Source organism: Aeromonas simiae, assembly GCF_000820125.1.
Taxonomy (GTDB): Bacteria; Pseudomonadota; Gammaproteobacteria; order Enterobacterales; family Aeromonadaceae; genus Aeromonas; species Aeromonas simiae.
The window spans coordinates 119,553-139,174 of sequence record NZ_CDBY01000007.1 but is presented as its reverse complement, the minus strand read 5'-3'; the positions used below and the strand labels follow the sequence as shown (position 1 = coordinate 139,174).

Annotated in this window: 15 protein-coding genes and 1 other RNA gene; 5 read left to right on the top strand and 11 right to left on the bottom strand. The window is 59.6% G+C overall.

All coding sequences use genetic code 11. The annotated features are described in order from the left end of the window. Window position 1: 1 nt before the first annotated feature. The 9 genes from BN1134_RS01260 to BN1134_RS01220 all read right to left on the bottom strand — a co-directional run bounded on the left by BN1134_RS01260 (window position 2) and on the right by BN1134_RS01220 (window position 11,820). Complete coding sequence (locus BN1134_RS01260) at window positions 2–1,144, bottom strand: LegC family aminotransferase (RefSeq protein ID WP_042044764.1); 1,143 nt, start codon at window positions 1,142–1,144, stop codon at window positions 2–4. 9 nt (window positions 1,145–1,153) lie between these two features. After that, window positions 1,154–2,347: a UDP-N-acetylglucosamine 4,6-dehydratase gene (locus tag BN1134_RS01255; RefSeq protein WP_042044763.1), complete on the bottom strand. Its 1,194-nt coding sequence runs from the start codon at window positions 2,345–2,347 to the stop codon at window positions 1,154–1,156. 32 nt (window positions 2,348–2,379) lie between these two features. Further along, window positions 2,380–3,408 (bottom strand): dTDP-glucose 4,6-dehydratase, encoded by a 1,029-nt coding sequence (rfbB, locus tag BN1134_RS19025; RefSeq protein ID WP_042044762.1) that lies wholly within the window; start codon window positions 3,406–3,408, stop codon window positions 2,380–2,382. Between the two features lie 423 nt (window positions 3,409–3,831). Continuing rightward, on the bottom strand, window positions 3,832–6,705 hold the full coding sequence (gcvP, locus tag BN1134_RS01245) for an aminomethyl-transferring glycine dehydrogenase (protein ID WP_042044761.1): 2,874 nt from the start codon (window positions 6,703–6,705) through the stop codon (window positions 3,832–3,834). Window positions 6,706–6,852: 147 nt separating this feature from the next. Further along, the gene (gene gcvH / locus BN1134_RS01240; RefSeq protein ID WP_042044760.1) at window positions 6,853–7,242 is read right to left on the bottom strand and encodes a glycine cleavage system protein GcvH; all 390 of its coding nucleotides are present in this window, start codon (window positions 7,240–7,242) and stop codon (window positions 6,853–6,855) included. A 26-nt stretch (window positions 7,243–7,268) separates the two neighbouring features. Then, complete coding sequence (gene gcvT, locus BN1134_RS01235) at window positions 7,269–8,366, bottom strand: glycine cleavage system aminomethyltransferase GcvT (RefSeq protein WP_042044758.1); 1,098 nt, start codon at window positions 8,364–8,366, stop codon at window positions 7,269–7,271. A 356-nt stretch (window positions 8,367–8,722) separates the two neighbouring features. Beyond that, a complete protein-coding gene (locus tag BN1134_RS01230) occupies window positions 8,723–9,943 on the bottom strand; it encodes an FAD-dependent 2-octaprenylphenol hydroxylase (RefSeq protein WP_042044861.1) in 1,221 nt (406 codons plus the stop codon). A 22-nt stretch (window positions 9,944–9,965) separates the two neighbouring features. Continuing rightward, complete coding sequence (gene ubiH, locus BN1134_RS01225; RefSeq protein WP_042044757.1) at window positions 9,966–11,150, bottom strand: 2-octaprenyl-6-methoxyphenyl hydroxylase; 1,185 nt, start codon at window positions 11,148–11,150, stop codon at window positions 9,966–9,968. A gap of 100 nt (window positions 11,151–11,250) precedes the next feature. Then, complete coding sequence (locus tag BN1134_RS01220; RefSeq protein WP_042044755.1) at window positions 11,251–11,820, bottom strand: UPF0149 family protein; 570 nt, start codon at window positions 11,818–11,820, stop codon at window positions 11,251–11,253. Window positions 11,821–11,983: 163 nt separating this feature from the next. Here BN1134_RS01220 and zapA point away from each other — a divergent pair, with 163 nt between their 5' ends. Then, window positions 11,984–12,322 carry a cell division protein ZapA gene (zapA, locus tag BN1134_RS01215; protein ID WP_042044754.1) on the top strand — a complete coding sequence of 113 codons (339 nt, stop codon included), beginning with the start codon at window positions 11,984–11,986 and terminating at the stop codon, window positions 12,320–12,322. Next, window positions 12,321–12,503, top strand: a non-coding RNA gene (ssrS, locus tag BN1134_RS19020) — 6S RNA. Before zapA ends, ssrS begins: the two co-directional genes overlap by 2 nt. Window positions 12,504–12,613: 110 nt before the next feature. On the opposite strand, the gene emrD is transcribed toward ssrS, so the two are convergent. Together emrD and BN1134_RS01205 are read right to left on the bottom strand one after the other, a co-directional pair. Next, window positions 12,614–13,807, bottom strand: coding sequence for a multidrug efflux MFS transporter EmrD (emrD, locus tag BN1134_RS01210; RefSeq protein WP_042044752.1), 1,194 nt, complete (start codon window positions 13,805–13,807; stop codon window positions 12,614–12,616). 256 nt (window positions 13,808–14,063) lie between these two features. After that, window positions 14,064–14,726, bottom strand: a complete 663-nt coding sequence (locus tag BN1134_RS01205) for a glutathione S-transferase family protein (RefSeq protein WP_042044750.1) — start codon at window positions 14,724–14,726, stop codon at window positions 14,064–14,066. Window positions 14,727–15,048: 322 nt separating this feature from the next. On the opposite strand from BN1134_RS01205, the gene suhB reads away from it, so the two are divergent. From suhB to aceA, 3 genes are all read left to right on the top strand, one after another. Continuing rightward, entirely contained in the window at window positions 15,049–15,852 is an 804-nt protein-coding gene (suhB, locus tag BN1134_RS01200; RefSeq protein WP_042044748.1) for an inositol-1-monophosphatase, read from the top strand. A 713-nt stretch (window positions 15,853–16,565) separates the two neighbouring features. Further along, the gene (gene aceB, locus BN1134_RS01195; protein WP_042044747.1) at window positions 16,566–18,173 is read left to right on the top strand and encodes a malate synthase A; all 1,608 of its coding nucleotides are present in this window, start codon (window positions 16,566–16,568) and stop codon (window positions 18,171–18,173) included. 68 nt (window positions 18,174–18,241) lie between these two features. Then, entirely contained in the window at window positions 18,242–19,555 is a 1,314-nt protein-coding gene (aceA, locus tag BN1134_RS01190; RefSeq protein WP_042044746.1) for an isocitrate lyase, read from the top strand. The last annotated feature ends 67 nt before the right edge of the window (window positions 19,556–19,622 follow it).

Here is a 19,622-nt window from a genome sequence, read left to right as displayed (position 1 = left end):
CTCAAACCTCGGCTGGCGAACTGGGCAGATTAATAAGATGGGCCTCGAGCCATTCGGCATTACCCAGCTCTCCACGTAAGGCATGAGCGAACATGGGCAGCCGGTGCATCAGTTTCCAGACCGGACGTGTCATGACCCCTGCCTTGTTTAGCTCGGTCAACAGCGTATCCCGCTGGGTTTGATCTTCACAGACAATCGCATTGAGCCAGTAATTGGAACGTCCATAGGAAGGCTCGGTGACAAATTGGCACGGCTGATCTTTGAAGAACTCGGCATAGTGCATGGCCAGCGCCCGCTTTTGCTCGAGAAAACGGGGCAATGTTTCCATCTGCCCACAACCCAGCGCTGCATTTAGGTTGGGCATACGATAGTTGAAGCCAGGTTCGTCGTGATAGAATTCAAACGGATGGGGCACCTTGGCCGTGGTGGTGATGTGCTTGGCACGAGCCCCTTGCTGAGCATCGCGACACAGCACCATGCCACCACCTCCGGTCGTGATGATCTTGTTGCCATTGAAGCTCAGGGCCGCAAAATCACTGATGGTACCGGTGTGTTTGCCCTTGTAGAAAGAGCCGAGACTCTCGGCCGCATCCTCCACCAGGGCGATGTTCCACTCCCGGCAGACGGCCTGCAGCTCATCCAGCTCTACCGGGTGCCCGAAGGTGTGCATCGGTACAGCGGCGCGCAGAGGACGGCCACTAGCCTTGTGCACACAACCGCTTTCGGTACGTTGGGCATTGGCAGCCAGCCAATCAGCCAGCGCGACAGGACACAGCCCCAGGCTCTGCCGGGAAACATCGACAAAGACGGGCTCAGCCCCCATATGATGCAAGGCGTTGCAGGTCGCAACAAAGGTCAACGGTTGAGTGATCACCAGATCACCCGCTTTAACGCCTGCCATATAGAGCGCAATATGCAGAGCTGCCGTTCCATTCATGGTTGCTACGGCGCGTCCAGCTCCGGTGAAATCGGCAATCTGTTGCTCAAACCGCTCTACATAAGCGCCGACACTGGATACAAACGTACTGTCCAAAGTATCAAGAACATACTTGCGTTCATTGCCGGCAAAGGTAGGAGCATGCAATGGAATGAAATCATCGGTTTTATAGGTATCGCGGATGAAGCGAATTAATTGAGTATGCACACCGACTCCTTACATCTTGCTATCTAGGTATTTGCCAGTTTCTTTATGGCCAAAGTCAGGGATCATAGTGAAGAACAGCTCGACAATCTCTTTCTTTTCCCATTGGCGGGTATCTTTCATCAACTTAATGGTCTGTTCAAAGTGCTCAAGCAGATCATTTTGATAGGTAGGTTCATTTTTTATAACCCCCAAATTTTCAAAACGTGCCATATCCAAGACTTCATTCTCGGTGAAGAACTCTTCAAAGTCCTTCTCCCCAGTTGTGTCGCTTTCAGTGAAGAGGCACGGCCACATGCCCTTCTCAGGTAAAGTAGCCATCATGGCCCTTGCTTCATCTTCATCCTGGCACAGGTAAGGCTTATAGCCCTGCTGCTCAAGATATTTCACCGCAATCTCGGCAAATGTAATGAGGTGGAGTGCTTCACTCAATTTCGGGAAGAAAATATCTCGATTTTCACCAAAAATGCACGACATCAGGCATAGTTCACCCGATTCCTGAGGCGTCACGAAGTAACGCTTGATGTCGTTTGGTGCAACAATAGGCTGGCGTTTTTGTAAACGCTGATTAAAACCATGCAGCAATGAGCCGTCAGAGAATGCGACGTTGGCAAAACGAGCGGTAGAAATAGTAATCTGTTCACTACGGCGCATCAGGAACATCTCCATGATGCGCTTGGAAGCCCCCATCATATTCACCGGGTTAGCTGCCTTGTCGGTCGAAACACAGAAATACTTCTTGACCCCGGCGCCGATTGACTGGGCAATCGTCTTGTCTGTATTAAATACGTTGACATCAATCATCCGCATCAGTGTGAAGGGATCTTTCTCGCTGCGGACATGCTTTAGCGCCGATAGGTTCAGCACATAATCGTAGGCCCCGTCAGCCTTGATGAAGGCGTCATACTCAACAGAACCGATGTCCAATGCGAAAGTTTGAAAATCACCATCAATATAGCCAAATGAGCTGCGAATATCGCGCACCAGCTCAACCATATTGTTTTCGCTGATATCAACTACATGTAACTTGAGAGGTTTTCTTTTAAAAATTTCCTTGGTTACCGCCTGTCCAATGGAACCAGCCCCACCCAATACAAGAAAACGTGACTGGCTGACAATATCAGATAACTCTTTCTCATTCCTGCTTATATCATCAACAAACAGGTCTTTGTTTCTTCCGATAAGAGATAATATGTTGTTTTTCATCTTATATACCAATATGTGATTTTATCAGGTCGTCAATTACTATCTGTAATGTCACCCACACATTCAGCCGTTGTCTTATATACCAGAGAGACAAAATCTTGTCGCGGTAACCATTTTAATTCCGACACGATTTTTTCTGTGTTGATCGAGTAACGGAGATCATGACCAGGGCGATCTGTTACATGGACTATTTGATTTTTATAGGATGTTTTTTTCGGAACAAGTTGATCAAGTTGATTACAAATTATATTAACCAGCTCGAGATTCTTCACCTCATTACGACCACCAATATTGTAGGTTTCGCCGACCGTTCCTTTCTCCACGAGCCGGTAAAGCGCGGTGGCATGGTCTTCAACATAAAGCCAGTCCCGAATCTGGTTTCCCTTGCCATAAACAGGGATCGGTTTTCCTTCCAGTGCATTCTTGATCACCATCGGAATCAGCTTTTCCGGATGTTGATATGGCCCGTAATTGTTCGAGCAATGAGAGATCAATACCGGTATCCCATAAGTCCGGTGCCATGCTTTAACCAGATGATCGCTGGCCGCTTTAGATGCTGAATAGGGGCTACTGGGGTTGTAGTTGCTCTCTTCGGTAAACTTGGGCAGTTCAGTTCCAGCAGGAGCATCATCAGGATGCGGTAAATCTCCATAGACTTCATCGGTCGACACGTGCAGAAAACGAAAAGCACTCTGTTTCGTTTCATCAAGACTTGCCCAGTAAGTACGTACAGCTTCGAGCAAGGTATAAGTTCCAACAATGTTGGTCTGAATGAAACTGGCAGGCCCAGAGATAGAGCGATCGACGTGGCTTTCCGCCGCCAAGTGCATCACAGCATCCGGCTGATGCTGGCGCAACACGCGACTCATCTCAGCATGATCACAAATATCCACCTGCTCGAAGGCATAACGAGGGTCGCTAGCCGCCTCTTCCAACGCAGCAAGATTTGCGGCATAGGTTAACTTATCCACATTCACTACAGTGTCATCCGTCGTACGGATAATATGCCGAATGACGGCAGAGCCGATGAAGCCAGCACCACCAGTAACAAGAATCTTCATGCAGACACAGACCAATTGAACAAATAAACAACAAAAAAGAACGTAAAGACAAGGCTACCGCCCTTGGATTACAGCTTCCAACATGCTGACGCTAACCCGATTGTCCGACTGGCTTTGCTTCATAGAAGCTCCTGATGAAACCAGTTCATTGTTCCCCGTGCTGTAAACAGCGATTTGACATGCGTCAAATGACCCACGCCCCCCGTCTTCCTTGGGACGACAGATTTTATACTGCTTGTGAAGGTAAGACTAATCCTATCATGGTGGTAAGGATTCAATTGCGTAGTTTCCGTACAGATTTGGGGCGTCTTTTACCGCCTTTTTTCTGTGAGCCACACCTGAATTTTTGACGGCCTGTAAATAACGTCGGACTCAAAAAGAGAGCACCCCTCGGGGCGCCCTCTGCTATTGGCCATTGAGGCCTCATCGATAGTCGTCAAGTGGCACACAACTGCAGAAAAGATTGCGATCGCCATAAACATCGTCGATGCGATTCACGGTCGGCCAGAGTTTGGCGCTACGCACCGCCGGCGTCGGGAATACCGCCTCGGCCCGGGTATAGGCGCGGCGCCACTCCTCGTCCATCACGTCATCCTGGGTGTGCGGGGCATGCACCAGCGGATTGTCTTGCAATGACCAGCGCCCCTCCTCCACCTTGGCTATCTCGGCGCGGATGGCCGTCATCGCCTCGATGAAGCGATCCAGTTCGCGCTTGGACTCCGACTCGGTCGGCTCGACCATCAGGGTGCCCGCCACCGGGAAGCTCATGGTCGGCGCGTGGAAGCCGTAGTCCATCAGCCGCTTGGCCACGTCCATCTCGCTGATGCCGGAGGCTTCCTTGAGCGGGCGGATATCCAGGATGCACTCGTGGGCCACCCGGCCGTTGCGCCCGCTGTAGAGCACGGGGAAGGCGTCGCCAAGCTTCTTGGCCAGGTAATTGGCGTTGAGGATAGCCACCTGGGTCGCTTTCTTGAGCCCCTCGTCCCCCAGCATGGCGATATACATCCAGCTAATGGGCAGGATGCTGGCCGAGCCAAACGGGGCGGCCGAGACGGCGCCGTTGTCGCGACTGGACTTGTCGGTCTTGATCACGCTGTGGCCAGCCACAAACGGCGCCAGGTGCTGCTTGACGCCGATCGGCCCCATGCCCGGGCCGCCACCGCCATGGGGAATGGCAAAGGTCTTGTGCAAGTTGAGGTGCGACACATCAGCCCCGATGAAACCGGGCGCGGTGATCCCCACCTGGGCATTCATGTTGGCCCCGTCCAGATACACCTGGCCACCGTGCTGATGCACGATATCGCACACCTCCTTGATGGTCTCCTCATACACACCGTGGGTGGAGGGGTAGGTCACCATCAGGCAGGAGAGCCGCTCCCCTGCCTCGGCCGCCTTGGCTCGCAGATCGTCGAGATCCACGTTACCCGCCTTGTCGCAGGCGGTGACGATCACCTTGAGGCCGGCCATCTGGGCCGAGGCCGGGTTGGTGCCGTGGGCCGAAGCCGGGATGAGGCAGATATCGCGGTGCCCCTCGCCTCTCGACTCGTGGTACTTCTTGATGGCCAAAAGACCCGCGTATTCCCCCTGAGCGCCCGAGTTGGGCTGCATGCAGACCGCGTCATACCCGGTGACCTTCACCAGCCAGCTCTCCAGATCGGCCAGCAGCAGCTGATAACCCTTGGCCTGCTCGAGCGGTGCAAACGGGTGCAGCTTGCCAAACTCGGGCCAGGTCACCGGGATCATCTCGGCGGTGGCGTTGAGCTTCATGGTGCAAGAGCCCAAGGAGATCATGGCGTAGTTGAGCGCCAGATCCTTGGCCTCAAGGCGGTGGATGTAGCGCAGCATCTCGGTTTCCGAGTGATAGCGGTTGAACACCTCGTGGGTCAGCACGCTATCGCTGCGCCGCAACTCCTGCGCGATGGCGTGATGCCCCTGGGCCGCCTGATCGAGCGCCGCCACCTCCAGACCATGGCCGGCCCCCAGGAACAGCTCAAACAGCTCGGCCACGTCAGCACGGGTCGTGGTTTCCGACAGGGAGACCCCGACCGCCCCGTCGAGATCGCGGCGCAGGTTGATGCCAAGCGCCTCGGCGCGCACCAGCAGGGCCGCCTTGTCGGTGGTGCGGATGGTCAGGGTATCGAACCAGCTGTCGTGCGCCAGGCTGATCCCCTTGCTTTGCAGGCCAAGCGCCAGGATGGTGGTCAGGCGGTGCACCCGCTCGGCGATGGTCTTGAGCCCGGCCGGGCCGTGATAGACGGCGTAGAAGCTCGCCATGTTGGCCAGCAGCACCTGGGTGGTGCAGATGTTGGAGTTGGCCTTCTCGCGGCGGATGTGCTGCTCGCGGGTCTGCATCGCCATGCGCAGGGCCACCTTGCCCCTGGCATCCTTGGAAACCCCGATGATGCGGCCCGGCATCGAGCGCTTATAGGCATCGCGGGTGGCAAAGAAGGCCGCGTGCGGGCCACCGTAGCCCATCGGCACGCCGAAGCGCTGGGCCGAGCCCAGCACCACGTCGGCCCCCAGCTCGCCGGGGGATTTGAGCAGCAACAGCGACAGGATGTCGGCACTGACGCAGGCCAGCCCGCTCTGGGCCTGGACGGCGGCGATGAGATCTCGCAGATCACGCACCTGACCCGTGGTACCGGGGTACTGGAACAGGGCACCGAACACCGCTTCGGCGCAGGCCTGCTCGGCCGGGCCGACCACCACCTCGAAACCAAAGTGGCTGGCGCGCTCGCGCACCACGTCGATCACCTGCGGGTGCACGTCGTCAGCCACAAAAAAGAGGGTGGACTTGGACTTGGCGGTGCGTTTGGCCAGCGCCATCGCCTCGGCGGCGGCGGTGGCCTCATCGAGCAGGGAGGCGCTCGCCAGATCCATGCCGGTCAGGTCCAGAGTCATCTGCTGGAAGTTGAGCAGCGCCTCGAGCCGCCCCTGGGCCAGCTCCGGCTGATAGGGGGTGTAGGCGGTGTACCAGCCGGGGTTCTCCAGCACGTTGCGCAGGATCACGTGGGGCACGTGGGTGTCGTGGTAACCCATGCCGATGTAGCTCTTGGCAATGCGGTTCTGGGCGGCATAGCCTCTGAGCTTGGCCAGGGCCTCGACCTCGGTCATGGGGGCGCCGATACCCAATGGGGCCGGGCGGCGGATGGCCGCCGGCACGGTCTGGGCGATGAGATCATCCAGGCTCTCGGCCCCCACCTCGGCCAGCAGGGCGCGCAGCTCCTCCTCGCCCGGGCCAATGTGGCGACGGATAAAGTCACTCTTTTGCTCGAGTTCAAACAGCGATTGGGTCATTTGCCTTCTCTTCCTTGTTATTGCCACCGCACTGCCACAGGTAGTGCGGTGTCACTCATGTTCGTGTTTTGTGTGGCAAGCCGGGTGCTGGATGGGCAGCACCGAGAGATACAAAAAGGCCCCGCACTGGCAGGGCCTCAAGGGTCATCACTCTTCATCCACCACGTTCTGGTAGCCGTCGGCATCGAGCAGGTTGGCCAGCTCGCCGGCGTCGTCGAGCTTGATGCGGAACAACCAGCCGGCGCCGTAAGGGTCGGAATTGACCAGCTCGGGGCTGCCCTCCAGCTCCTCGTTGATGGCGACGATCTCGCCGCTCACCGGGGAGTAGATGTCGGAGGCGGCCTTGACCGATTCGGCCACGGCGCAGTCGTCACCGGCGCTCACCTGCTTGCCCAGCTCGGGCAGATCGACGAAGACCATGTCACCCAACAGCTCCTGGGCGTGTTCGGTAATGCCGACCACGGCCTCACCGTTGGCCTCGACGCGGATCCACTCGTGGGAGGTGGCATACTTCAATTCGCTCGGGATATGGCTCATTTTGCTGCTTCCTTCATTCTCTTGAATCAGATGATTTTCTGGCCGTTGCGCACAAAGGCCGGTTTGGTGACGGCAACGGTCACCCATTTCTTGCGAACTTCAACCTGGGCGCTTTTCCCGATATCGCGCGGAACGCGGGCCAGGGCGATGGAGAGTCCCAGGGTCGGCGAGAAGGTGCCGGAGGTGATCACCCCCTCGCGCGGCTCGCCGTTGGCACCGGTGAAGGTCACCGGCATGCCGGCGCGCAGCACCCCCTTCTCTTCCATCACCAGCCCCACCAGCTTGGGCTGATCGGCGGCGGCCTGCTGGGCCTCGAGCGCGGCGCGGCCGATGAAATCGCGATCCTGCGGCTCCCAGGCGATGGTCCAGGCCATGTTGGCGGCAAGCGGCGAGACCAACTCGTCCATGTCCTGACCGTAGAGGTTCATCCCCGCCTCGAGGCGCAGGGTGTCGCGCGCCCCCAGACCGCACGGGGCGACCCCCGCATCCAGCAGAGCCTGCCACAGCTCGCCCGCCTTGGCCTCGGGCAGCACGATCTCATAGCCCTCTTCGCCGGTATACCCTGTGGTGGCGATGAAGAGATCGCCCGCCTGCACGCCATAGAAGGGCTTCATACCGACGATGGTGGCACGCTGCATCGGGCTTAATAGGGTCGCCACCTTGAGCTTGGCCTCAGGCCCCTGCACCGCGATCATCGCCAGCTCCGGGCGCTCGGTGACGGTCACGGCGAAGTCGGCCGCGTGGCGGTTAATCCAGGCGAGATCCTTGTCGCGGGTGGCCGAGTTGACCACCAGGCGATAGAAGGTGTCGGTCAGGTAATAGACGATGAGGTCATCGATGACCCCCCCCTCCGGGGTGAGCATGCCGCTGTAGAGGGCCTTGCCGGCGTCGGTCAGCTTGGCCACATCGTTAGCCAGCAGGTATTGCAGGAAGGCTTTGACCCGTTCGCCGTGCAGATCGACGATGGTCATGTGGGAGACATCGAACATGCCGGCATGTTGGCGCACCGCATGGTGCTCCTCAATCTGGGAGCCGTAGTTGATGGGCATCTCCCAACCGTGAAAGTCGACCATCTTGGCCCCGGCTTCCAAATGCTTGGGATGCAGAACGGTTTTCTGGGTCATCTCACTTTTCCTTGCGCTCCGCCCTGCGGGCGGGATGGGCCACTCCCCTGAGGCGGCATGCCGGAGGGGCCGGATCCTTGAATGGGGCGGATTATAGGCCAAGGCAGGATCCGGTAGAACCGAGCCATTCTCAAAAAAAACTAATCCATGGCCCCCGCATCACCCTGTCGCGTGACGCTATCGGTAGTGAGAAAACCAGATTGCACCGACCCTTTGCAACATGAAAAACCAGATTTCACTGCTTCGTCACATTTTATTTAAAAACGTTTGCGTTACTTGTAAAACAAAAGGCTGCCGACTCGATGAGCCTGACAGCCTCTCCACATTAGTTTTTTTTGGCCTTCATGCCTGTTTTATTAGATTTTTTCATCCCTGACCAAGGCGGGTAACTCCCCCTCCAGCCCCATCGCCGCCAGGATGAAGTGCGCCTTGAGCGGAGTCGCCCAGTCGGTGGCCAGCAGCCCCACACCGCGGATCAGCTTCTTGAGCGGATGCTGACCGGCAAACAGACGCTTGAGCCCCTCCATCGCCGCCAGCATGCGGGCGGCCTCGGTCTTGCGCCAGCGCTCGTAAGGGCGCAGGTTCTCGAGCCGGCCGATATCCCCCCCTCGCGCCAGCACGGCCAGGATCTGCTCGGCCAACGCGGCGGCATCGAGCAGCCCGAGGTTGACCCCCTGCCCTGCCAACGGGTGGATGGTGTGGGCCGCATCCCCTATCAGCGCCACCCGCTCACGGGCAAAATCGCGGGCGAAACGGGCAGTCAGTGCAATGGCGCTACGCTCGCCCTGCACCTCGCACAACCCCAGCCGACCGTCGAACGCCGCCGTCAGGGCACGGTTGAATTGCGCCGCATCACACGCCATCAACCGTTCGGCACGGGCCGGCGGCAGTGACCAGACGATGGAGCAGGTGTGCTCATCCCACAAGGGCAGGAAGGCGAGCGGCCCTTCGGGGGTGAAGATCTGACGCGCTACAGCCCCGTGAGGCTCCTGGCAACGCACCGTCGCCACCAGGGCGTGATGGCCGTAGTCCCAGCTGGTCAGGGGAATATCGGCCTGCCGGCGCAGCCAGGAGTGGGCGCCATCGGCCGCCACCACCAGCTTGCCACACAGAACCCGACCATCGTCGAGCAGCAGTACGGCGCCAGATGCCCCCACCTGTAGCGAGCTGGCCCGTGCCGGGGTGATCAGGGTGATGTTGTCCGCCCCCTCCAGCGCCTCGAGCAGGGCCAACTGGATCACCCGGTTCTCGACGATATGGCCGAGATCCGGGCGACGCAGCTCGGCGGCATCAAAATTGATGCGCCCGAAGCTGTCTTTCTCCCACACCTCCATCTGGCGATAGGCTTGCAGGCGACGCGCAGCGATCCCCTGCCAGGCGTGCAGCCGCTCCAGCAACCGCTGGCTGGCCAGACTTAAGGCACTGACCCGGTTATCGGCCAGCGGGCCAAACTCGGCCGAGGGGAGCTGCCCCTCTATGATGGCGATACGCAGCCCGCTCTCCTTGAGGGCGCCCGCCAGTGCCAGGCCGACCATGCCGCCGCCGTTGATGATGAGATCGAATGTCTGCATGGGGATTCCTTGTCTCGGAAGTCGTAAGTCAGAGGGAGCCAAACCCGAGGGTTTGCCGTGCCAGCGGCGCCTTGAGGGCCTGGCAGCGCCCCATCAGGGTCAAGATCAAGTTGCGCCCGGCCACCAGGGGGAGATCGTCATTGGAAAAGAGCTGGGCCAGCGAACTGGTGAGCCAGACGGTGCGCGCCTGATCGTCCCTACGCTGCTGCCAGTAACGGCGCAGTACCGCATGGCTGCCGGGATCGTCCCCTGCCGCCAACGCCTCTGCCACGGTGCGCACCAGCACATCGATGTCACGCATACCGAGGTTAAAGCCCTGCCCTGCTATGGGGTGCAGCAGGTGAGCGGCATTCCCCAGTAAGACGGTACGCTGCGCCACCGGCCAGGAGACCTGGGTCATGATGAGCGGGTAGACATGACGCACGCCGGTCTGCTCGATGCGCCCGAGGCGCCACCCAAAGGCGCGCTGCAAGGCGGCCAGAAACGCGCCATCCGGCAGGGCGGCCAAGGCGTCGGCCTGTGCCCGTGGCACGCTCCACACCAGGGAGGAGAGCCCCTCCTGCATCGGCAGCAGGGCCAGCGGGCCGCCGGCGGTGAAGCGCTCGAAAGCCCTGCCGCCGGGCGCCTCTGCCGTCTTGACCGTGGCAATCACCGCGCTCTCGCCAAAGTCGTGGCGCTCGGCGGGGATCTTCAGCGCCTCGCGCACGAAGGAGTGACCGCCGTCGGCTGCCACCAGCAACCCCGCCGTCAGTGAACGCCCATCGCTCAGCGTTAGGTTGACGCGGGTCTCTTCCGGCTGCACCGCCTTCAGGCTCATCGGGCAATAGAGGGTGATGCCGGGGGCGCTGGCGAGCCGCGCCTGCAACGCCAGGCCGGCGCCGGAGAGCTCGATCACCTGGCCCAGTGCCGGCAGGTGATATTCGGCGGCACTCAGATGTGCCTGGCCGAGGTGTCCCGCGTCCGAGACATGGATGTGGGTGATGGGCTCGCACAAGGGGGCCAGGGAGGGCCAGATCCCGTGGCGCTCCAGCGCCTGTACCGAGCCGGCCGACAAGGCAATGGCGCGGGCATCGAAGGCGGGATGACGGGATGAATCGGGCGGTGTCGCCTCAATCAGGGCCACCGTAAGCGAGAGGCGCGACAGGGCGAGGGCGAGACAGGCGCCACTCATGCCGCCGCCGACGATGGCGATGTCGTAGTGATGGGCAGACATGCAAAGTACCACGCTGGCTGCTGTTGGAAACAATGAGGGGCATGCTAGCACGCCCCCTCTCCTCCCGGCCGAGAGCCGGGTGGCAAAAAATGCGCTCGGATCAGTGCAGCGTCGGCGCCTGACTCGGGGTTGCGGGGCGCTTGCCGCACTCCTCGAACGCCATCATGACGCCGAGCTTGACGTGTTCATAGAGCACCAGGAAGGCAGCTTCGTTCTCTTCATCTTCCTGATCCAGCTCACCGGAGACCTGGGTAATGTTGGCGATATCGCGGATCATCTCCTGCAACTCTTCGGACGCCTTGCCCAGCTCCTGCTGGACCACGCCAAAACCGGCCAGGAAAGCTTGGGACCACTCCACCAGGGCATCGATGCGCTCATCGAGGGGCGCCTCGTCGGAGGGCAGCAGCAGCTCAACGCCCTTGGAAGCCATCAGACGAGCCACCACCTCTTCATAGAGTGCGGTCATCATCTGGCGCACCGGTGCCGGCAGGCCAAACCCGTCGTTGATGAGATCGTTGAGATGGGGCACCCAGGTCTTGCCGTCGAGCGAGCAGCCACCGCACACCAGGCCGCAGACCACAGCGTGGGCCTCGACCGCGCTGGCCATCAGATCGTGTTGCTCGAAAAGCGCCACCAGCGCCTCATAACTTACGCCATTTGCCTCTTTCATCTCGTATCGCTCAAAGTTGCAGCATTTGTGCCGAAGATCCTATCACCCGACCGGGGTCAGAGCCAGCAAGGCCTTGAAACTTCACACTCTGCGCTATATAGTCCCGCCCAGTTATCCAAGCGGACCGGGGTGCCTGTACGGTACCTGCGCAGTCGAGGAAGGCATGAGTATTGAGGCCGTTGAAATCGTGATTCTGGGGCGCCCCTACAAGGTTTCCTGCCCCGCCGGACAACAGGATGCCTTACAAGCGGCCGCCGTCCAGCTCACCGAAAAGTTGTCCGATCTGCGCCAACGCTCGCGGGTTTCCAGCAACGAACAGCTGGCCATCATGGCGGCTCTCAACTTCTGCCATGAGCTTTGTCTTGAAAAAGAGAAGAACCATCAATACTCTGAGACCATGGACAAGCGGATCAAGATGCTGCAACAGACCATAGAGGCAGCCTTGGTTGAACATGGTCGCTACGGCGACAGTGGCGAAGAGAGCGAGTCGTCCAACGTTTAAATCCCTGGGGTGTTTGTCAGTCGGTTGATGTCCCCGAGCCGATATTAACACCTACAGGAATCCTGCAATCTGGTTATTTGTGCAAGCTCGGCCCGACCGAGAAGCCTGCGGCCAGGCCAGGATTCCGCCTTGGACCTACGGTTCAAGGGCCCAAACCGGCAACGGCACCTCCGGGGTACTCTACAGAAGGCCTGTCTTGATGACAGGCCTTCTTCTTTTTGGGTCTGCACAAACGCCCCCCACGGACAAAAAGACCCGCACAGTGCGGGTCTTTTTTTACCTCATCCGGCCTCAGGCCATCTGCTGATGGGGAGCGTGCCCTCGCCGCAGCCAGACGAAGCTGGCCATCACCAGCAGCACCATCAGACTCATGATGACGCCGAGCGTCAGCTGGCCGTGCATGGGAAGAGCGGCCGCCAGCAGGGTCACCAGGCCCGCCCCCAGGTTTTGCATCCCCCCGAGAATCGCGCCAGCTGTACCGGCCTGCCCCGGAAAGGGCTCAATCGCGCAGCTGGTCGCGGTCGGATAGAGGATGCCACTGCCGATGAAATAGAGTGTTGCCCCCGCAATCAAGGCGGCGGCACTGACATGGCCGAGCAGACCGGGCACCAGGATGGTGCCGCTTCCCAGCGCCAGGAAGGCAATCCCGAGGCGCATCAGTGATCCTGCGCTCAGCCGGAAGCTGAGGCGGGCCGAGAGCCAGGCCCCGAACAGATAGCCGGGCAGCGGCAAGACAAACAGCACGCTAATGGTATGCGCATCGAGGTGCAGATCCTTGCCCATGATGACCCCGGCTGCGGCCTCGAACGCCGCCAGTCCAGCGAAGGTGGCGATGAGGCACACCAGATTGCCTTGGAACCGGGCATTGCCAAGCACATGGCGATAGGCCGTGCTCACTCGCTGGGGCTGACGCCGCTCGGGGGGCAGGGTTTCCGCAAACCAGAGCATGATGGCAGCCGTGGTCAGGGCGCCGAAGACAAACAAAAACCAGTAGCCGGCGCGCCAGTTAACTAGCTCGGTCAGCCAGCCACCGACCACCGGCGCCAACAGCGGTGAGAAGATCACCCCCATGCTCACCAGGCTGTTGGCCCGGTTGAGCTCGGCGCCGCTGTAGCGATCGCGCATCACGGTGCGGCTCATGGCACCACTGGCTCCGGTGCCCGCCCCCTGGATGGCGCTGCCTACCAGCAGGGCCAGCAGCGTCGGCACCAGCTGGATCGTCAGGGTACCGGCCAGAAACACCAGCATGCCGATGATGAGTACCGGGCGGCGACCGATGCGATCGGAGAGCGGCCCATAAATGAACTGGGAGAGGCCATAGGGGATCAGATAGCAGGCCATGACAGCCTGTAATGTGCCCGGTTGAACCAGAAATTCCTGTGCCATGTGTCCGATGGAGGGCACATAGAGGGTCTGGGTCATCTGACCCACCGCCACCATCAGAATGGTGATGAGGTAGAGAGCATAAAAACCGTTGCGTTGCATATTCGACCTGACAGACAAAAGCCAGCCACCCCGACGGTAGTGAGCGGGGAGCAGATCCACGATAAGAAGGAGCGATGCGGGCGGGGCCGCAAGGAACTTGCCATCCGGAAGCGCCCGGATGGCACTGGCTATGTTAGTGATTCAGGTCACAGATAACGAACGAATCTTTATCATCACCATTCCCTAGTTTTACTAATGAATGGATGAAATATCAGCAAAAACAGCGGGTCACGGCGTTACAGCGATATCGGCCGCGCTAGCGGGTGACCATCTTCTGCGCCGCACTCACCAGACTCGCGGCATCCTCCTTCTTGGGCGGAATCGTAATGCCGCGCTGACAGGCCGGACGCGCAGCCATGCGCGCCATCCAGGCTTGCAGATGCACCAACCCCTCAATGCTGATGCCACTCCAGTCATGGATCCGCACCCAGGGCCAGGTGGCGATGTCGGCGATGCTGAACTCATCGGCCAAGTACTCGTGATGGGCCAGATGGCCGTCAAGCACCTCGAACAGGCGCCGCCCCTCCTTTTGGTAACGCTCGATGGCGGCCGGGATCTTCTCGGGAAAGTAGCGATAGAAGACGTTGGCCTGACCCATCATGGGGCCCACGCCCCCCATCTGAAACATCAGCCACTGCAACGCCTGGGAGCGGCGCTTGGGATCCTGTGGCAGCAGTTTGCCGCTCTTCTCGGCCAGATAGATGAGGATGGCGCCGGATTCGAACACAGCGAAGTCATCGTTGTCCCTGTCGACGATGGCAGGAATGCGGCCATTGGGGTTGATGGCCAGAAACTCGGGCTTTTTTTGCTCAAGCGCCGAGAGATCGAGCGGGATGACGTTATAGGGCAGCCCCAGCTCCTCAAGAGCGATGCTCACTTTGAAGCCATTCGGGGTCGCAGCAGTATAGAGGTCAATCATGAAGACTCCTTGCTAAAGGGTTCGGTCGTGTCGGTCCGGCTGCCGGAAGCGGAGCATGGCGCCAGGCCCTTCCGGCAGAGGCTGATGATAAAGCCGCCGCCCGCAGAGCCCGCCCCCCAAAAGGGTGGGCCAGCGAAGTAGGGCCAAGCCTTCACCTTTACTCAGCCTCTCGCCGATGACAAGTCCCCATCATGCCGGCACGCACGATCACACCGACAATAATTGAGCACGCCACGAATTTCTCTTTGAGATCACCACCGCCTTCGGCTATTATTCTGCGTCCGCAAAATCCCCGTTCTTTAACATCCAGTGGTGAATCCATATGCATCCGATGCTGAATATCGCTGTGCGCGCTGCGCGCAACGCAGGTCAAGTTATTGTCAAATCGCTCTCCCAGCCCGATAACATCGAGGCCATCCAAAAGGGGAGCAACGATTTCGTGACCAACGTTGATCGCGAGGCCGAGGCAGCCATCATTCACACCATCAAAAAATCCTACCCCGAGCACAGCATCGTGGCCGAGGAGAGTGGTGAAATCGCCGGTACCAACCCGGACTATCAATGGATCATCGACCCACTGGATGGCACGACTAACTTCGTCAAAGGCATCCCCCACTACGCCATCTCCATCGCCCTGCGCGTGAAGGGCCGCACCGAGCAGGCCGTCGTCTACGATCCCATTCGTGATGAACTGTTCACCGCGACCCGTGGCTCCGGCGCCCAGCTCAACGGCTACCGTATCCGTACCGGTAAGGCAAAAGATCTGGCGGGCACCATCCTGGCCACCGGTTTTCCGTTCAAGCAAAAGCACCAGATCGAACCCTATCTGAAGATGTTCCAGGCCCTGTTTGTCGAGTGTGCCGACATTCGCCGCGCCGGCTCTGCCGCTCTGGATCTCGCCTATGTAGCCGCCGGCCGTATCGATGGCTTCTGGGAGATGGGCCTCAAGCCCTGGGATACCGCAGCCGGTGAGCTGCTGGCCAAAGAGGCCGGCGCCATCGTGACCGACTTCGTGGGCGGCCATAACTACGAGCAGTCCGGCAACCTGGTGGTCGGTAACCCGCGCGTCGTGAAGCAGATGCTGGCCAAGATCCGTGAACACCTGCCGGAAAACCTGGCACGCTAAGCTCGTTTCGCCGATAAGAGCCTCCCGTTTGGGAGGCTTTTTTGTCTGTGCCGCGCGCGCTGGGCCGCCATTTGGGTGGCCATTTCCCTCCAAATTGCAAAAAAACATTTTGCATCAAAAACGCAACATTAATCAGCACAAAATTCCAAATAAGGCGAACAACCGCGCCCCATATTCAGCTCCCGACCTGATATAAACCAACGTCGCTGACCTTCACCCCATGACCGCCCCCATCACAGCCCTGCTCGAGAGCCCATGGTATGGCTGCGTTTGAAACAGGCTGTCCAACCCCAGTCATTTCATGCGGTTGCCAGCGGTTTCCTTTTTTGAAAGCCCCCTTCACCCGCCCCCTTTTCACAACCTTGGAGTGAACTCGGGATTCCTTCTTGCACCCCATGAAACTGAAAGTAAATTACGTAATAAATTACATTGCCGCTTTACTCCCCCCTGACGATGCGAGGCGCTGCCCTCGTTTTAAGCATCAAGCATATTCATCTGCATAGAGTAATAACTCACTTTTATTTAATCATTTAAAAACAACAGCTTATATAAAGATGCAAAACAGATGTTTTAAAAAATCTATTGACGCTCAGGGACTTTTCTCGCACCGTGACTAGCGACACGAGCAGCCTCTTTGCAGGGCTCAACAAGAACAGGGAACGACTAAAGTCGTAGTGAATTTGTTCGAAATGTAAGATTCAAGGAGTGTATCCATGTCGGCACCCGCCCAGACCCACTGCAGTCAGCGCCTGGCCATCACGGGCCAGATGCGTCCCGAGTACGCACAGATTCTCACCCCGGAAGCCGTGCAGCTGGTCGCCGAGCTGGTGGAGCGCTTCGCTCCCCAGCGTGATGAGCTGCTGGGCCAGCGCGTGGCCCGCGCCGCCCGTATCGACGGTGGCGAGCTGCCCGATTTTCTGCCCGAAACCGCCCACATTCGTGCCGGTGACTGGACCATCCGCGGCATTCCCGCCGATCTGCAAGACCGCCGTGTCGAGATCACCGGCCCGGTCGAACGCAAGATGGTCATCAATGCCCTCAACGCCAACGTAAAAGTCTTCATGGCCGACTTCGAGGACTCCCTCGCCCCCGCCTGGGACAAGGTGATCGAGGGACAGATCAACCTGCGCGATACGGTGAACGGCACGATTGCCTACACCAGCCCGGAGGGGAAAGAGTACCGTCTCAACCCCAACCCGGCGGTGCTCATCTGCCGGGTGCGCGGCCTGCACCTGCCGGAAAAGCACGTCACCTTCGATGGCAAGCCCATCCCGGGAGGCCTGCTCGACTTCGCCCTCTATTTCCTGCACAACCACAAGGCGCTGCTGGCCAAGGGCTCCGGCCCCTACTTCTACGTGCCCAAGTTGCAAAGCCATCTGGAAGGGCGTTGGTGGAGCGAGGTGTTCGCCTGGACCGAAGACCGCTTCGCCCTGCCCCGCGGCACCATCAAGGCCACCGTGCTGATCGAAACCCTGCCGGCTGTGTTTGAAATGGATGAGCTGCTCTATCAGATGAAGGATCACATCGTGGCGCTGAACTGCGGCCGCTGGGACTACATCTTCAGCTACATCAAGACGCTCAAGAACCACCCGGATCGCGTCCTGCCTGATCGCCAAGTGGTCACCATGGACAAGCCGTTCCTGAGCGCGTACTCACGGCTGCTGATCAAGACCTGCCACCAGCGCGGTGCGCTGGCGATGGGCGGCATGGCGGCCTTTATCCCGGCCAAGGATCCGGCGGTCAACGAGCAGGTGTTTGCCAAGGTCAAGGCGGATAAAGAGCGGGAAGCGAGCAATGGCCACGACGGCACCTGGGTGGCCCACCCTGGCCTGGCCGACACCGCCATGGCGGTGTTCAATGCCGCCATTCCGGCCGGCGCCAAGAACCAGATTGGCGTACTGCGCGAACAAGATGCCCCCATCACCGCCGCCGATCTGCTGGCCCCCTGCGAGGGGGAGCGCACCGAGGCCGGCATGCGCACCAACATCCGGGTCGCCCTGCAATACCTGGAGGCCTGGATCGGCGGTAACGGTTGTGTGCCCATCTACGGCCTGATGGAAGATGCCGCCACCGCCGAGATCTCCCGCACCTCCATCTGGCAGTGGATCCGCCATGGCAAGCCCCTGTCAAACGGCCAGGTGGTCACCAAGGCACTGTTTCGCCAGATGCTGGCCGAGGAGCAGGAGGTGGTGAAGGAAGAAGTGGGTGAGGCCCGCTGGCAGGCAGGGCGCTTTGCCGAGGCGGCGCGTCTGATGGACGAGATCACCTGCGCCGACACACTCGTCGATTTTCTGACGCTGCCCGGTTACGAGCGGCTGTGAAATCCGGGCCGGCAACGGCCCCATAACAAGTCAAACGGAACGTGAAATCCATGAGAGAGGGAACTGATATGGCTCTGACCCGTGAACAGCAGATCCAGGCGATTGAGAAAGAGTGGGCGGAAAATCCCCGCTGGAAAGGGATCAAACGCGGCTACAGCGCCGAGGACGTGGTGAATCTGCGCGGCAGCCTCCAGCCGGTGTATACCCTGGCCCAGCGCGGTGCCGACAAGCTGTGGGATCTCATCCACGGCGATGCCAAGAAAGGTTACGTCAACTGCCTCGGCGCCCTGACCGGCGGCCAGGCGGTGCAGCAGGCCAAGGCCGGTATTGAGGCCATCTACCTCTCCGGTTGGCAGGTGGCGGCGGACAACAACTTGTCCTCCACCATGTATCCGGATCAATCCCTCTACCCGGCCAACTCGGTGCCGTCGGTGGTGGAGCGCATCAACAACTCGTTCGCCCGCGCCGACCAAATTCAGTGGGCCAACAAGGTGGGGCCGCAGGATGAGGGCTTCATCGACTACTTCCTGCCGATCGTGGCCGATGCCGAAGCCGGTTTCGGTGGCGTGCTGAACGCCTTCGAGCTGATGAAGGGGATGATTGAGGCGGGCGCTGCCGGCGTGCACTTCGAAGATCAGCTGGCGTCGGTCAAGAAGTGCGGCCACATGGGTGGCAAGGTGTTGGTGCCGACCCAGGAGGCAGTGCAAAAGCTCATCGCCGCCCGTCTGGCCGCCGACGTCTGCGGCACCACCACGCTGGTGATCGCCCGTACCGACGCCAACGCCGCCGATCTGCTGACCACGGATGCAGACCCCTATGATGCGGACTTCCTGACCGGAGAGCGCACCGCCGAGGGCTTTTACAAGGTGCGTGCCGGCATCGATCAGGCGATTGCCCGCGGTCTGGCCTACGCCCCCTACGCCGACATGGTGTGGTGCGAAACCGCCAAGCCCGATCTGGACGAGGCGCGCAAGTTTGCCGAAGCCATCAAGGCCAAGTTCCCGGATCGCATCCTGGCCTACAACTGCTCCCCAAGCTTTAACTGGAAGAAGAATCTGGACGACGCCACCATCGCCCGCTTCCAGCAGGAGCTCTCCGACATGGGCTACAAGTACCAGTTCATCACCCTGGCGGGCATTCACAACATGTGGTTCCACATGTATGAACTGGCTTACCAGTACGCCCGTGGCGAGGGGATGAAGCACTACGTCGAGATGGTGCAGGAGCCGGAGTTTGCCGCCGCCAAGCGGGGCTACACCTTCGTGGCGCACCAGCAAGAGGTCGGCACCGGTTACTTTGACAAGGTGACCACCGTCATCCAGGGCGGCCAATCCTCAGTGACCGCGCTGACCGGCTCGACCGAAGAAGATCAGTTCCACTGATCGTGGTGTGAGTGCAATAAAAAAACCCCGGCCTGGTGCCGGGGTTTGTTTTTGCCGCGCTTGGGGT